The organism is Blastocatellia bacterium (assembly GCA_035573895.1).
In the GTDB taxonomy this organism is placed as follows: domain Bacteria; phylum Acidobacteriota; class Blastocatellia; order HR10; family HR10; genus DATLZR01.
Genome location: DATLZR010000116.1, coordinates 1 through 16,172, shown reverse-complemented (window position 1 = coordinate 16,172; position 16,172 = coordinate 1). Strand labels below are relative to the sequence as shown.

At 60.5% G+C, this 16,172-nt stretch carries 8 protein-coding genes; 4 read left to right on the top strand and 4 right to left on the bottom strand.

All coding sequences use genetic code 11. The features are described 5' to 3' along the window. From VNM72_10850 to queF, 4 genes are all read right to left on the bottom strand, one after another. Nucleotides 1-2,318: protein kinase (locus VNM72_10850; GenBank protein HXF05898.1), on the bottom strand; the 2,318-nt coding region annotated here is incomplete at its 3' end. After that, nucleotides 2,318-3,817 (bottom strand): glycerol kinase GlpK, encoded by a 1,500-nt coding sequence (gene glpK / locus VNM72_10845; GenBank protein ID HXF05897.1) that lies wholly within the window; start codon nucleotides 3,815-3,817, stop codon nucleotides 2,318-2,320. The genes VNM72_10850 and glpK, both read right to left, overlap by 1 nt. 6 nt (nucleotides 3,818-3,823) lie before the next feature. Beyond that, nucleotides 3,824-6,283 (bottom strand): FlgO family outer membrane protein, encoded by a 2,460-nt coding sequence (locus VNM72_10840; protein HXF05896.1) that lies wholly within the window; start codon nucleotides 6,281-6,283, stop codon nucleotides 3,824-3,826. Nucleotides 6,284-6,299: 16 nt separating this feature from the next. Next, on the bottom strand, nucleotides 6,300-6,701 hold the full coding sequence (gene queF, locus VNM72_10835; protein ID HXF05895.1) for a preQ(1) synthase: 402 nt from the start codon (nucleotides 6,699-6,701) through the stop codon (nucleotides 6,300-6,302). A 124-nt stretch (nucleotides 6,702-6,825) separates the two neighbouring features. Here queF and VNM72_10830 point away from each other — a divergent pair, with 124 nt between their 5' ends. The 4 genes from VNM72_10830 to bamA all read left to right on the top strand — a co-directional run bounded on the left by VNM72_10830 (nucleotide 6,826) and on the right by bamA (nucleotide 16,094). Next, nucleotides 6,826-7,473 (top strand): riboflavin synthase, encoded by a 648-nt coding sequence (locus tag VNM72_10830; protein ID HXF05894.1) that lies wholly within the window; start codon nucleotides 6,826-6,828, stop codon nucleotides 7,471-7,473. Between the two features lie 99 nt (nucleotides 7,474-7,572). Further along, nucleotides 7,573-8,763: a 3,4-dihydroxy-2-butanone-4-phosphate synthase gene (ribB, locus tag VNM72_10825; protein HXF05893.1), complete on the top strand. Its 1,191-nt coding sequence runs from the start codon at nucleotides 7,573-7,575 to the stop codon at nucleotides 8,761-8,763. A 164-nt stretch (nucleotides 8,764-8,927) separates the two neighbouring features. Then, on the top strand, nucleotides 8,928-13,025 hold the full coding sequence (locus tag VNM72_10820) for a translocation/assembly module TamB domain-containing protein (protein HXF05892.1): 4,098 nt from the start codon (nucleotides 8,928-8,930) through the stop codon (nucleotides 13,023-13,025). 270 nt (nucleotides 13,026-13,295) lie between these two features. Next, entirely contained in the window at nucleotides 13,296-16,094 is a 2,799-nt protein-coding gene (bamA, locus tag VNM72_10815; protein HXF05891.1) for an outer membrane protein assembly factor BamA, read from the top strand. The last annotated feature ends 78 nt before the right edge of the window (nucleotides 16,095-16,172 follow it).

Here is a 16,172-nt window from a genome sequence, read left to right as displayed (position 1 = left end):
ATGTAGGGGTAGCACACGAAGCCTTGAGCGATGGCTCGTTCCAGCATCCTCACCGCCGATGAGACATCACCGAGCTGAGCGTACAGCTGGGCAATCTTATAGCTCATTTCCCCATCGGGAATCCCCTGGTTTTCCCGACGGCGTTCGAGAAAACGGAGAATCCGAAGTCCCCGATCCGGTCGGTCTTCAATTCGGGCTTTAAGTGCCTCCGCCAGGTAGGAGAAGACGTTGCCCGGATCGCTGTGGATGGCACGGTTCAACTCGGTCAGAGCGCTCGAGGTGTCGCCCAGATGAAAGAAGGCGAACCCACGATAGAAATAGCACAGGGGGGCATCCCGTTGCGGTATAGCTTCGATGAATTGCCGGTAGCGACCGAGATAAAGGAGCGCGTGGTTGACGTAATTGATGGGTCTCTCAAAAAACGTCGGATCGAGGCGTTGGGCGGTTTCCGAGGCGGCGAGTGATTCTTCCAGCAGCCCAGCGTAGCGATAGGCGTAGCGCAGGCCTTCGTAAGGTTCCGGGGAGTTGGGACTGATCTGGCGTGCCCGATCAAGAAGCATCACCGCGTCCTCGATTCGGCCTTCGTCGGTGTAAAGATAGGCCAGTAGGACCATCGCTCCCAGTGAATCCGGATTAAGGTCAAGGGCACGGCGCCCGGCAGCTTCGGCCTTTTCATAGTAGGAACGATTGCCCAAACCAAAGAGGCTGCGTTGCCGATAGCGCCAGCCCAGTTCCACCCAGGCCGGCGCATATCCGGGATCGAGGGCCACCGATTTCTCCAGCAAAGCAATCGCCCGCTCGCTTTCTTCGGTGCGCAGTCCCAACCCTTTGCTCCGCAGGAAAGATTCGTAGCCTTGTGCGTTGCGGGGCGTATCCCGGCGCAACCGCTCCTGCTCCTCCTGCGTCAGATGAAGTTGCAGCTCCCGCACGATCTGTTTGGTGATCAGGTCCTGAAGCGAGAGCAAATTCTCCGAGCGAACCCGAATCATGTCGCTCCAGAGCAGGGCATTCGAGGGCACATCAATGAGCTGGGCATGGATGCGAAGTTCGGAACCCTCTTTGATGAAGGTCCCGCTCACGATGGTGTCCACTTTCAGCTCACGACTCACCCGCTGAATATCAATCGGCTGATGGCGGTATTTCTCCACGGCAGCCGTCGGGCGAACGATCAGGTGGCGCACGTAGGCGAGATTGTTGATCAGGCCGTCGGCCAGCGCATAGCCGATGTAATCGCTGGCCGGATCATCCTTGAGATTGCGGAAGGGAAGAATGGCGGCTGTTCGCACGCGAGGAGCCGGTGCAATGGCTGGCTCATTTTTCGGAAAGAATCGGGGAGAGAGAAGAAACCAGCCGCTGATGAGAACGACTATGGCCAGGAGCGACACCGCCGAGAGAATCAGCAAACGTTTGTTCCGCTTTTCCCGTCGGGCGACTTCAAAAAGGAGCGCGCGAACGCCGCTTGTGTCTCCGAGGCCCATTCGTGTCGCAACCTCGCTTAAATCCCTCCGCATTTCCTCGATGGACTGATATCGCTCGGCGGGATCCTTGGCCAGTGCCCGGTGAATGATGGCTTCGAGCGCCGGATCAAGATCGGGCCGGAGCGTCCGCGCCGGAACAGGCTCGTGGTGAACAATCGCCTCCATGATCTCGGCGGTCGTCTTCCCGGTGAAGGGACGTCGGCCGGTCACCATCTCATAGAGCACGACGCCGAAAGAGAAGATGTCACTCCGCGCATCGGTGACGCGACCGGCGACGTGTTCGGGGGACATATAACTGGGGGTGCCAAACGGCAGATGTTTCTGACCCTCAATTTCGGGGCTTTCGGGGCGAGCGGGTTGCCGCGTCGCCAGACCGAAATCGAGGAGCACGGCACGCCCTTTCTCCGTCAGCAGAATGTTCGACGATTTAATGTCCCGGTGAAGGATGCCGCGCTCGTGCGCTTCGCAGAGCGCGTCGGCCAGTTGCAGCGCAATGGCCAGAGCCGTTTCTTGCGGCAGTGGCCGGCCCCCAACGACGTCCTTCAGCGTGCGCCCCTCGATATAGGGCATGACGATGAAGAGGCGGTCATCCACCTCGTCCACTTCATAGATCGAGCAGATGTTCGGGTGATTCAGTTGCGAGGCCAATCGTGCTTCGCTCAAGAAACGCTCGCGCGCTTGTCCGTTGCCGATGAGGTCGGTGGGAAGGACTTTGATCACCACAGGGCGGTTCAACTGGGTGTCGAGCGCCAGGTAGGCTTCTCCCTGTCCGCCGCGTCCGATCTGTCGAATGATCTGAAAATGACCGAGCGTTAGTCCCAACATAAGCCGCTCGCCCATCACTTCTCCTTTTCGGCCCAGTCAGAAGCACGCCTGACCGCGTCCTGCCAGCGGGCGTAGAGGCGCTCGATCTCGGCCCGGGACATCACGGGGGAGAAGACCTTGTCGGCTTCCCACAGGGATGTCAGTTCGTCCGTGCTTTTCCACATGCCGACGGCCAGACCAGCCAGAAACGCCGCTCCCAGCGCAGTTGTTTCCGTCACCCGGGGACGGGCGACCGCCGTTTGCAAGATGTCGGCCTGGAACTGGCAGAGGAAATCGTTCACGGCCGCTCCGCCGTCCACGCGCAGTTCGTGGATTTCCGGTGCACCTTCGCCCTTCATGCAGTCGAGGACATCCCGTGTTTGATAGGCAATGGCTTCGAGAGCCGCCCGCACGAGATGGCTGCGGGTCGTTCCTCGCGTCAGGCCGATGATCATCCCCCGCGCATACATATCCCAGTAAGGAGCCCCCAATCCGACGAATGCCGGAACGAAATAGACGCCATCACTTGAGGGAACGCTTCGGGCCAGAGACTCGATCTCCTCGGTTCGCTGGAAAAGTCCCAGCCCATCGCGCAGCCACTGCAGCGCGGCGCCGGCGACGAAGACGCTTCCTTCGAGGGCATAGTGGGTCATGCCTCCGATCCCCCAGGCAATCGTCGTGAGCAAGCCGCTCCGGGAGAGCACGGGTTGCGTCCCCGTGTTCATCAACAGAAAGCAACCCGTCCCGTAAGTATTTTTGGCCTGGCCGGGATGGAAGCAGGCTTGACCAAAAAGCGCCGCTTGTTGATCACCGGCGCAGCCGGCGATGGGGATTGCCGCTCCGAAGACAGCGGGATCGGTTTCTCCGAAAATGCCGCTCGATGGGCGAATCTCCGGCAGCATCTTGGCGGGAATGTCCAGCAGACGAAGCAGGTCGTCGTCCCAGTGTCCCGTGTGGATATTGACGAGCATCGTGCGCGACGCATTCGATGGATCGGTGGCATGGAGACGATGGCCACTCAGCTTGTACATGAGCCAGCTATCCACTGTCCCGAAGACGACCTCCCCGGATCGCGCGCGACGCTCGGCTTCCGGCAGGTGATCGAGCAGCCAACGAATTTTCGTCGCCGAGAAATAGGCGTCGGCCACAAGTCCTGTGCGTTCGTGAATGAACGGTTCGTGCCCCTGACGCTTAAGTTCCTCACACAATGGAGCCGACCGGCGGCATTGCCAGACGATGGCATTGGCGATGGGCTCACCCGTTGCCCGATCCCACAGGATGGTCGTCTCGCGCTGATTGGTGATGCCGAGGGCAGCGACATCGTGAGTAGAGAGGCCCGCGCGAGCGAGCGCCTCGCGTGCGGCGTCCAGTTGCGTCTGCCAGATCTGGTGCGGATCGTGCTCCACCCATCCCGGCCGCGGATAGATCTGCGGCAAGGGGCGCGAGGCCACACTCACGGCGTGGGCCCGCTCGTCAAACAGGATCGCCCGCGAACTCGTCGTCCCTTGATCCAGAGCTAGAATGTAGCGTGTCATACGGGTTCAAGGGAAAAACCGACGTCTGAACTCGTCATGTCGGTTGCGCGCGATGCCCAGGATACGGGGGTAATCGGGATGGCTGCGGAGCGTCTGTAACAACGGATCCCGCTCCATATAAGGGTAGGCGAAAAATCCCTGTCGGATCGCCAGCTCCAGATTCTTCAATGCCGCTGCCTGATCGCCGAGCAGCGCATAGACCTGAGCCAGCTTGTAGGTGACTTCACCATCGGGCACATCCTCATCTGCTCGTTTCGCCTCTATCGTTCGCAAAAGCTGAAGCCCCCGTATTCGATCCTGATCGAGGGCGAAGCTCATCGCCTGACTGAGCTGGGAGAAAACATCGTTCGGATCAATCTGCGCGGCCCGCCGAAAATTCTCCCGGGCCCGCGTCCGATCCCCCAGGTGATAGTACCCAAACCCGCGATAAAACAGGGTGTAGGCCGTCTCCACGGGGGGAATACTTTCGAGGAATCGCTCATAGCGACCGAGATAGAGATACGTGTTGACGACGGCCCGGGGTTGATTGCGCCAGTATTTGGGGTCAATGTGCTCGATTTTCTCGGCCTCTTTGAGCGATTCTTCCAGCATTCCGGCGTAGCGCAAAGCATAGGCCATGCCGAGATGGAGCTCGGGACTATTGGGGTTAATGGCCAGGAGTTTTCGTAGTTGCGCGACGGCATCCTCGACCCGCCCCAGTTCGGTGTAATTCTGCGCCAGTTGGAGATGCGCCCGGGGCAGATCGCTGTTCAATTCCAGCGCCCGTCGGAGCGCGGCATTTGACTTCTCGTAGTAGTACTTGCCGCCCGAGGCGGAGATTCCCAGCGTGTTATAGCGAATTCCCAACTCCATCCATGCGGGGGCGTAATCGGGATCGTGCTCGACGGCTTGCTCCAGCAGCTCAATGGCCAACTTCACCCGATCCACGCTCGATTCGCCGAGACTGAGCGCCCGCAGGTAGTACTCGTAGGCCAGGGAACTCCGGGGCACATCCCGTTTCATCCGCTCGACTTCGACGGGACTCAGACGGAGCCGCAGGTTCTTGACGATCTCTTCGGAGATCCGATCCTGCAACGCGATGATGTCTCCCACCGGCACCCGCATCGTGTCGGACCAGAGGATGCGATTGCTCGACACTTCGACCAGTTGTGCGCTCACCTGAACCTGTGAGGCTTCGCGCAGGAACGTTCCCACCAGAACAGCATCGGCTCCTAGTTCCTCTCCGGCCTCGCGGGGATCAATGGCCTGGTTCTTGTATCGTTCGACGCTGCTCGAGGGGCGAACGACGAGCGAGTGCACAAACGCGAGCTTGGTCGTGATCGCGTCGGCGAGGGAGAATCCGAGGAAGTCGAATTCTTGATCGTTGCGAAGATTGCGAAAGGGCAAAATCGCCAGCGTACGCACCGTCGGCGAAGGGAATGAAGGAGCAGCCCTTCGTCGGGACCGATGCCAGACCAGAGCCGAAACCGTCATCACGGCCACAAGCAAAGCGAGAATAATGAGAAATGCGCCGCTGCGACGATTGAACATCGTTGACGCGAGGACCGTCGTGCGGGGGATGGGCCGGTGCCGACGCGCTCGCTCGCCTGAAGCCGAGTCGCGTTTGAGCCGTTTGAGATCGGCGATCATATCCCGCAGTGTCTGGTAGCGGTGATCGGGGTCTTTCTCCAGGGCCTTGCGAATGATGTGGTGGAGCGCTTCCGGGAGATCCGGTGACAGCGGCTTGGGCTCCTCGTGCAGAAGCGCGTGCAGCGATTGAAGGGGCGTCGGTCGGGCAAAGGGCTCCTCTCCGGTGAACATTTCATAGAGGACAGCGCCAAATGAGAAGATGTCGCTGCGCTGATCCACCGGCTTGCCCTCGGCTTGCTCGGGCGACATGAAGCCGACCGTCCCCAGAATCATTCCCGGCGTGGTGATGCGCGGCGTGCGGCTCGGCGAAAGGAGCATTGTCGGAGCTTCGGTTGTGACCGATTCCTCGCCGCTTCTGTGGCGAGTTTCGATGAGCTTGGCGAGACCGAAATCAACGATCTTCACCAGTCCGTCCTCGGTCACCATGATGTTCTCCGGCTTAATGTCCCGATGGACGATTCCGGCCTCGTGCGCTTTGGCCAGCCCCTCGGCGATCTGCAATGCCAGCGCGACCTTTTGCTCGATGTCGCAGGCGTGCGTGCGCACGTACTCGGTGAGGGTCTGGCCGGCGATATACTCCATGACGATGTAGTCCAGTCCCTCGCTCTGACCGATTTCGTGAATGGTGCAGATGGTGGGGTGATTGAGCGCGGAGGCTGCCTTCGCTTCCTGAATGAACCGTTGCTTGTGCTCCTCGTTGCGGACGGCGTCGGCAGAAAGGATTTTGATCGCTACCAGGCGGTCGAGCGTCAGATCGTAGGCTTTGTACACCTCGCCCATGCCGCCGGAGCCGAGCTTGTCAAGGATCTTATAATGGGTCAGCGTCCGTCCGATCATTCACCGTTGGGGCTGCCTAAGTCCGTTTCTCCGGGGTTGCGGCCTCATACCGCGCCTGGATGATGCTCCTCATTCCGCCACGTACGTTGAACTCGCCCTTGACTTCTGCCCACACCGGCTGGCAGGCCGCGACGACATCTCTGAGAATGCGGTTCACTGCGTTCTCGTAAAAGATACCGAGCGAACGATAGCCGAGAATATAGTACTTGAGCGACTTCAGTTCGAGGCACAGGTCCCTGGGCTCGTACCGAATGGTGATCGTCCCGAAGTCCGGCAGTCCCGTTTTCGGACAGACGGAAGTGAATTCCGGAATAACGATGGTGATCTCGTAACCGGGGAACTGATTGGGCCAGCAGTCAATCGGCGGTAGCTCGGCATCCAGCCCCGCTCGGGCGTGCTCCTCCGTATAGCCTGTCATAAGGCGTGTAATATAGCGTGAGCGTTCCCTCTCGACAAGGAATCGGGCTGGCCCTCGAATGGACCTTTTTCGGGCTCGATTCTTGCATGACGTCTTCGGCATCTTGTATCTTTGAGTTTTGCCAATGTTCACCGGGATAATCGAAGCGATGGGGCTGCTTCGCCGACGCACGGTTCGACCCTCCGGTGCGCGGCTGACGATTGAGACGGGGGCGTTCGCCGAAGAGCTTGCGCCGGGCGCGAGCATTGGCGTCAATGGGGTCTGCCTCACCGTTGTCGAATGCGAGGGGGGGACTTTTACGGCTGATTTATCGGAGGAGACGCTCCGGCGAACGACCCTGGGGAAGCTGGCCATCGGTTCACCGGTGAATCTGGAACGCCCGGTTGCCGTGGGTGGGCGCCTGGGTGGACACATCGTTCAGGGGCATGTTGATGCAACGGCGACGCTCCTTCAGAAAGTCGGATCAATCGAGGGGCAGGTTCATCGCTACTCGCTCCCCAGGAAGCTGCAGCGCTATGTCGTCAGCAAAGGCTCGATCGCCGTTGATGGTGTAAGCCTCACGGTCGCCGATCTCGGTGAACAATGGTTCGCTGTTGCCCTTATTCCCGAAACATTGAAACGAACCACGCTCGGTCGTCTTGAGGTCGGCGACGAAGTCAATCTGGAAGTGGACATCCTGGCCAAATACGTCGAACGGCTTCTGACAGCACGGCTAACAACGTCCGAAGCGACGGAGCTGACTGTGGAACGACTCAAGGAGTTGGGCTATTGAAGGAGAGGCGGCCACGCTCTGCGACCGTGAGATGGGCTAAGGACCCGGACCTCACGAGGATGAACGGGGCGGCCTGAGTACTTTGTCGAGGGATCGAAGATGACATCGGTGACCGAGTCGGTGCGTGTCTTTGCCACCATCCCGGAGGCGGTGGAGGACATCCGCCAGGGGCGGATGATCATTATCGTGGACGATGAGGATCGAGAAAACGAGGGTGATCTCTGTTGTGCAGCGGAGAAGGTGACGCCCGACATCATTAACTTCATGGCCAAGCACGGGCGGGGATTAATCTGCTTGTCGTTGACCGAGCAGCGATGCGACGAGCTGCAACTGCCCCTGCAGGTGAGTGAGAACACCTCGCGCTTCGAGACCGCCTTTTGCATCAGCATTGATGCCCGCGAGGGTGTGACGACGGGCATCTCGGCGGCCGATCGCGCCCGCACGATCTTGACCGCCGTTGATCCGCGCAGTCGTCCCGAGGACCTGGTTCGTCCCGGCCATATCTTCCCGTTGCGGGCGCGGCGCGGAGGAGTTCTCGTTCGTCCCGGACAGACAGAGGCATCGGTTGATCTGGCGCGGCTGGCCGGTCTCACGCCCGCGGGCGTCATCTGCGAAATCATGAACGATGATGGGACGATGGCCCGCCTCCCTCAGCTCATCGAGTTCGCCGCGGAGCACGGGTTGAAGATCATCACCGTCGCCGATCTGATTCGTTATCGCCTTCAGCACGAGACGCTGGTCAGGATCGCCGCCGAGGCGCTCATTCCAACCCCCTACGGTCCCTTTCGAGTCTGTGCTTTTGAGAATGACCTGAACGACGAGGTCCATCTGGCGCTCGTCCGAGGCGACGTCTCCCGCGCCGAGCCGGTTCTCGTTCGCGTTCATACGCAATCGGTCCTCGGCGATGTTTTCGGAAGTCTGGTGGACGAAGCCGGGAAGCAACTGCGACAGGCTCTCGAACGCATTGCCCAGGAAGGCCGTGGCGTCCTGCTGTACCTTATCAAACGCGAGGGATTGGGTCAGGGGCTTGTCCGTCAGGTGGCCAAGCATCGGCTCATCGCCCAGGGGCAGAGCGAGCGGGACGCCGCCGAGGCGCTCCGACCCGCCTGGGACATGCGTGATTATGGAATTGGGGCTCAGATCCTGTACCATCTTGGAGTCCGGCGGATGCGTCTGTTGACGAATCATCCCAAGCGACTGACGGCGCTGGCGGGATTCGGACTGGAGATCGTCGAGTCTATCCCTCTGCTTGATCCAGCAGGTGAATCGGCACCCGACGACCGAGCATGAGCGCCGCGGAGTCCGTTTAGGTGATCGGCAGATGAGTCGCGGGAACCGAATTCACGGGGAGGCAATGGCGGGACACGCATGATGTTTTTGAAGGGCAAGGGCTCTGGGCCGGCCCGGGTGAGGATGGCCGCGTGGGAGTCACGGAGTTTTACGTGCGTACCAGGATGCGACGACCTCTGATTTTCATCCTCGGCGCGATTCTCACCGTTGGTCTGCTGCTGGTCGGCTGGCTTTCCAGCGACGGATTCGATGCCGTCGTGCGTCATCGGCTGCAGGAATCGCTTCTCCGCGTCAACCTTCGGAGCACGGTGGCAGCAGTTGATCTTGATCTCTTGCACCGAACGCTGAGGATTACCGGGTTGAGGCTTTTTCCCGGTGAGCAGTCCGAACCCGTCCTGGATGTCCAGAACGTGCGGGTGATGTTCAAAGTCCGCGATTTCTTCCGACGGGACATTCTCCTGGAAGATGTCGAGATCGCAGGCGCACGGCTGCATATCATCACCGATGAGAAAGGCCGACCCAACATCGAGGCGATTGATCTGTCGTCGCTGCGCCAGCCGGGAAAGAAGGCGTACACGGTGAAAATCGGTCGCCTCATGATCCGGGAGGGAGAGATCGAGATTCGTGACCGGCGGTATCCGGTGGAGCTTCGCGTTCATGACTTTTCGATGTCGGTTCAGCCAGTTTCCTCTCGGTGGCAATTGGAGGCTCGGAGCGCGGATGCCGAACTGGTCTCGGGAGGCGGCCGAACCTGGCAACGGATCACTCGTCTTGAACTGTCAGCTCAGGTGGATCAACGAGGTGTGAGCGTGCAGCGGTTGAGACTCTTGAGCGATGGGGTGGACCTTCTGGGCACAGGTCATATCGCGGGATGGGATCCGCCTCGATACGACTTTGATGTTTGCGCCCAGGCCAATCTGTCGGGATGGGCCGAGGCAGTCATGAGCCAGGGGCAGGGGATTATCAGCCTGCGCGGGCGGATCGTCGGAACGGGATCAGACTATCGCATCGAGGGAGGGCTCGAAACGCGGCGCGCTGCTTTTGCGGGAGTCACCCTGGGTGGATTGATGACTCACCTGACGGGATCGTCCGATGCGGCTCCCGATTCAAGAGCTTTCGCGGCATCAATGAGGACGACGGCTGACCTCCTGTTTGCGTCCCTTTTCCGGATCCGGCATCTCGATCTCGCCGCGAGGATTGTGGGACCAACACTGATCGGGCAATTGCGTGCGCCCGGCGGCAATGTCGGGTTGATCCCCGTTGAGGACGTGCGCGTTCGCTTTCGAGCGACAGCGAACCACCTGCAACTCGAAGAGATGGCGGCGCGAACCCTGAATGGGCGGGTGCGAGGAGAGGGGATTATTCGCTTCTCGGACGCATCCCGGGCCGTGCTTGAGTTTCAGGATGTCAGTCTGGCCGAAGTTGCTCGGTTGCTCTCAGGACGACATTTGCCCATCGCCGCCGTCGTCAGCGGGCGCCTATCGGTGACGTGGCCGGGTCTTTCTCTGGGCCGACTCAGGGGGCATTCGAGAGCGATCATGTCAGCGCCCCCGGCGGGGAGCACCGAAGCTCTCCCCGTGGCGGGAGAGATGACGGCGGCGTTTACCGGCTCAACAATCGCTCTCGACCCCTCTCGCGTTGTTCTGGGCGAGACAACCGCCCGCGTCAACGGCAGAGTATCCGGGAAGGGGGATTTCGATCTCCATCTCGATGGAGCGAGCGGCAACCTCGCCGAACTGGAGAAACTGCTCGCGGCCTGGGGCCACAGGACCGATCAACTGACGCGTGGAGTTGTTCCTCGCCTCGCGGGGTCCGGACGGTTCGATCTCTCGGTGAGCAGAGCCAAGCACGCGGTTCGCGTCAGTGGAAGCGCCGAGCTGAAGGACATTCTCGTCGGAAGCGAACCGGTGACATCGCTGCGGAGCGAGTTCCTCTATGACGGTTCGTCGCTGGAGCTGACGCATGCTGAGGCTCGTTGGGCAAGCGGGGCATCGGCGGATTTCTCACTGCGACTTGTCCCGGGATCGGAAACAGGAATTTCTCTCAGAGGGCGATGTGTCGGAGTGGATATTCGAGGGTGGGCGCGATTGTTCCAAAGAGACTTTCCCCTTGCGGGACGGCTGACGGCGACGGCGAATCTGGATGATCTTCCGTCGGCGCCGCATGGAATGGTGGAGGGCACGCTCACTCAAGGGGAACTTCGGCTGGGCCATCAGCCGATCTCCTTCACCCGCGCAACCGGTCAGGTGGAGATCGAACGGTCTCGTTACCGGCTGAGTCGAGTCACCGTGGCTGCCGGTGGGGGAACCATTCGTCTGGCCGGATGGGTTGATATGTCGGTCAAAGAATTCGACCTGAGTGCCGATGCCAGAGACGTTGTTCTCGGCTCATTGCTGGAAGCTTCGGGTCTGGACATTGGTGATGTCAACGGGCGGTTGAGCGGGAATCTGACCGGAAGCGGGACATTGTCCCAGCCGCAGGTGGAGGGTCGAATCCGGCTAACGGAGGTCGTCATCAGGAAAAAGGCGGCGGGCCGAATCGAGGCCGAGTTTCGCCGTGAGCGGGGTCGGACGACGTTTACCGTCGAGCCCACCCTCTTCGGACAGACGTGGCGGATCGAAGGTGGGATCAGCGGCACGGAGGGTGGAGCGATCATGTCAGCTCGGACTCGGCTCGATGAATTCGATCTCGCGCCCTACCTCGACCTCGCGGGAGTCTCCGGAGACATTAAAGCAGTGGTGAGCGGAGCCATTGATGCCTCCGTGCCGGTGGACGACCTGAACGATGCGCGTGTCCGTGCAGAGATTTCCCGGCTGACGCTACAGCTCGGCGAGTATGCGCTGACGAATCGGCGGACCGTGAGCCTCGAGTTTCATTCCACGCGGGCCAAGATCGAGGCGATGTCGCTCTCCGGTGAAAATACCGATCTCGATGTGGCGGGTGTGATTGATCTGGTCGGGCTTTTCGGTTCTCCGGGGGACGAGGGGCTCACCGATCTGACGCTTGGCGGACGCGTGGATCTCAGGCTGTTGCGCACGTTCTATCCCAATCTGTTTGCCAGCGGTCGGGCGACGGTTCGCGCCACTGTCCGAGGCAGTTTCACCCGTCCGCGCTTGAGCGGTGTCATGGATATAGCTGATGCCTCGCTGCGTCTTGTGGACTGGCCGATTGCGCTCGTCGGCGGGGAAGGGCGCATTCGATTCACAGCCGATCAGGCGCTTATCGAGGGACTGCGGGCACAGGTCAACGGGGGCGATCTGGCCTTGAGCGGCGGGCTCATTCTCCGAAATTTGAAGGCGGATCGCTGGCGCTTGGTGATGAAGGCTGAGGGAGTTCAAATCACCTATCCGGCGGGATTTCGCTCGCTGCTCGACGGCGATCTCGTCCTTCAAGGAAACCGGCAGGTTCAGGTCCTGAGCGGAACCGTGGATATACGTCGCTCGGAATATCACGAGAACGTAGATCTCGCTCAGTTGATCCTGGCGAGTAAAAACACCCTCCCCATGCCCAGAGGCATTGAGATCAAGCCGCCGATGACGCTCGACGTGCGCGTGCAGGGGCTCGATACGGTCGTCGTGCGCAACAATCTGGCGGATGTCGTGGGCAGCGCCTGGCTCCATGTTGGAGGGACACTGGGGGCACCGCGGCTGACGGGGACAGCGATCGTCACGCGGGGCACGCTTCGTTTTCGTGACCGCGACTATCAGATCACCCGCGGGCGCATTGACTTTCCGGAAACTCTCGATAGCCGACCGCGCTTCACCGTCGAAGCCGAAACCGATATTCGCGGCTATCGCGTGATCGTCACCTTCCTCGGAACTCTTGATCGGTTCCAGACATCGCTGCGGTCGGAGCCGACACTGACCGTTGACGAAATCGTCTCGCTCATCACCACGGGAGATTTTACTCCGAGCCGGGGACTAACGTCCTCCCCTGCCGCCAGTAGTGTGGGGACGGCGGCTAATCTCCTTTTCAGCGAGCTGACCCATCGGGCCGAGGAATTCACCGGGAAACTTTTCGGCATCAACCGGTTTCAACTCGATCCTCTGGTGGTCGGACGCGGCTCCGATCCCACGGCGCGCATCACCATCGGCCGGCAGGTGACGCGCGATCTCTCCATCCTTTACTCGACCAATCTCTCCTCGACGCAAGAACAGGTAGTCATCGTCGAATATCGCTTGAGCAATCGCTTTTCGCTCGTGGGCGTGCGCGATCAGGACGGCAACTTCAGCTTCGATCTCCGCATTCGCAAACGATTCTGATCGTGCGAAGTGATCCAGAGGGGGGAGGTCACTCCCATGTCGTTCCGGGGGATGAGATCCGTCAAGCTACAAGAGTTTCGTCCGGCCATGCCGGTTTGGGGAGGGCGGATTCTCCTGGTCTTTCTTTTTATTGTGGCTGTGGCGCGGACATGGGGATTCAGTGCAGGCCCTCCCGTTCGCCACAACGGGAAATGGCAGGAGGACTCAGCACGTGAGAGCGGGCCCCGTTCCCGGCGGGGGTCTCCGGCGCTCTCGTCCTCAGGACAGGATGTGAGACGGATTGCCGCACGGTTCGGGGATCCACCGCCGTCATCGGAAGCGCAGAAAGCGCAGGAGCACAGACCGGCAACGTCCATCGTTGAGGATTTTCGGGCCCTGACCGGACGTTCGATTGTGGGGATCGAAGTCTTCGTCGGTGAGAGGCCCGTTCAGGATCCAGCGGATGAGGTTTATGGAGCGCTGACGCTCCGTCCCGGTCAACCGTTTCGATTGGCCGATGTTCGTCGTCTGATCCAGCACCTCTATGACAGGGCGCTCGCCTCCGATGTCATCGTGGAAGTCGAAGAGAAGCCCGATGGGGTGATCCTGCGTCTTCGCTTGACTCCCCAGCCGCGCATCGGACGCGTCGAATTTGAGGGAGCGGACCCGGAAGCCGTCGAGCAAATTCTGCCGCGGCTCGGCGAGGTTGATCCGGGAACCCGGCTGACACCGCGCGTGCTCGATCGTGCGGCCGAGGAGATCGTGTCCTGGTATCAAGCTCAGGGATTCTTCGACTGTGAGGTCACGCCCACCGTTTCGCTCGCGGATGAGGGACGAACAGCCCATGTAACGTTCGTGGTCAAGCCGGGGAGTCTGGCAACGGTCGGTGAAGTCCGGATTGTGGGCGATCTCGCTTTCGATGCTGCGGACCTGCTCAACCGAATGCAAACCCGGAAGGGAGCACCCTATCGCGCGCTCGCATTGCAGGATGATCTGCGGTTGATCCGGCAGATTTATCTGGAGCGCGGCTATCTCAATCCTCAGGTGAGCCAGCCGCGCCTGGCCCGTGACGCTGAGACCAATACCGTGAGCATTGAAATTATCGTGAGATCGGGGCCCCGGGTGCGGGTAAAGGTCGAAGGGCTCGAGCTATCGCCTGACCAGCAGCGTCGGCTGTTGCCCCTTCTTCGCCAGGGAGGACTCGATGAGGCAACTCTTGAGGAAGGGCGGTTGGCCTTGCTCGACTATGTTCAACGCGAGGGATTTTTCTTCGCCCGCGTCACTGTGGATCACACCGGTGAGGGAACCGAGCAAATGGTCACCTACTCCGTTGACCGGGGCCGAAAATATAAGCTCCAGGACATTCGGATCGAGGGGACGAACACCCTCACCTGGGCGGACATCGCGCCGAGAGCCGGTTCGCGTCTGGGGGGATTTCTCGCTCGTGGGTTAACGAGCCGTGAGCTGATGGAGCGCGACCGAGAAGCCATTCTTGAAGCGTTACGGCAGCAGGGTTACCGCCACGCCCGCGTCGTCGCCAGTCGCCTGGCGGTCACGCTGAACAAAGAAGATCTCATCATTGTCTATGTCGTCGAGCCGGGTTCTCGATATACCATCGGCGAAATTGCTCTCGTGGGACCCTCGGCTCAACCGGAGACTGAGCTGCGCGAGCAGATCGGACTTCGGCAGGGCGACATCTTCAGCGAGACCCGGGTGAGCGAGGCGGTGACACGACTTCTCACCTACTATCATGAGCGCGGCTATGCCGAGGCCGAGATCAAGCCGGAAACCGTCGAGATGCCGGGGAGTCGTGTCCGGCTCGTCTTTCATGTGACCGAAGGGAAGAAGCTCTCCGTCGGTCGGATCCTCGTTCGGGGGACGGAGCGCACATCCGAAGCGGCGGTTCATCGCTACCTTACCTTTCGCGAGGGGGATGTGCTCAGGCCCGATCGGTTGAAACAGAGCGAGGAGAATCTCTACACCACCGGTGCCTTTCGCCGTGTCTCCATCACCGCCGAACGATCGCCATTGGCGACCCAGGGCTCGAGTGCGCGCACGGTCGTCGTGGAGGTGAGCGAGACTCCCCGCAACCAGATGACCTATGGATTCGGATTTCGCACCGACGACGGACCCCGCGGATTGTTTGAGATCACGAACACGAACCTCTTCGGTCGCCTGTGGACGGGCAGTTTCCGACTTCGAGGGAGCCGCCGGGAGCAGCTCGGGCAGGTGTCCTACACGGATCCCCGTCCCTTCGGACACGATGTGCCGGTTCTTTTCTCGATACTCTTTCAGCGGCAGCAAGAGGTGGCTTTCGATGCCAGTCGCGCCACGATCCTCGGTCAGGTGGAAAAGCGACTGGCCGAGAAATCGTTTCTCTTCTTTCGGTACAATTTCAGCAACGTCATCATCTCTCATGTGACCCAGCCTGAAGAACTGCGACGGCAGGATACAACGGTTCAACTCGGACGGCTATCGGTCACTTATTTGCGGGACATGCGGGATAATCCTCTCGATCCGACAAAAGGAGACGTGACGACGCTCGATCTCTCGCTGGTGGCCCGAGCGCTTGGGGGCAGCGAGAGTTTTGTTCGATTTTACGGCGAGCACGCTCGCGTGCACCCGCTTCCTTTTCTTCCCGACACGTTTTTCGCTCTGGACGTGCGCGTGGGGCTGGCCTGGCCATACGGCTCCTCATTTGCCATCCCCATCAGCGAACGGTTTTTCGCCGGGGGATCAACGACGCTGCGGGGATTTGGATTCGAGCAGGCGGGCCCTCGTGCTCCCGATCCCAATCGTCCGGGTCAAACCCGCCCCATCGGCGGCAATGCCCTGGCCATTCTCAATGGCGAATTGAGATTTCCTCTGGTGCGCACGCTCCGACTGCATGGTGCGGCCTTCTACGACGGAGGGAATGTATTTGCTCGCGTGTCCGATTTTCGACTGAGCGACTTCAGCCACACGGTGGGAGTCGGGTTGCGCATCAAAACCCCCATCGGACCGCTGCGGCTCGATTGGGGCATTCTGGTTCGCCGCCAGCCGGGAATTCCGAGAACGCAACTTCATGCGACGTTCGGCAACCCATTTTAAATGGTCTCTGTGTGGCGGGATCGTGCTCGTGGGGAGCCTGCTGTGCGCGGGCCAACCGACACCACCCGTCCGGGTCGG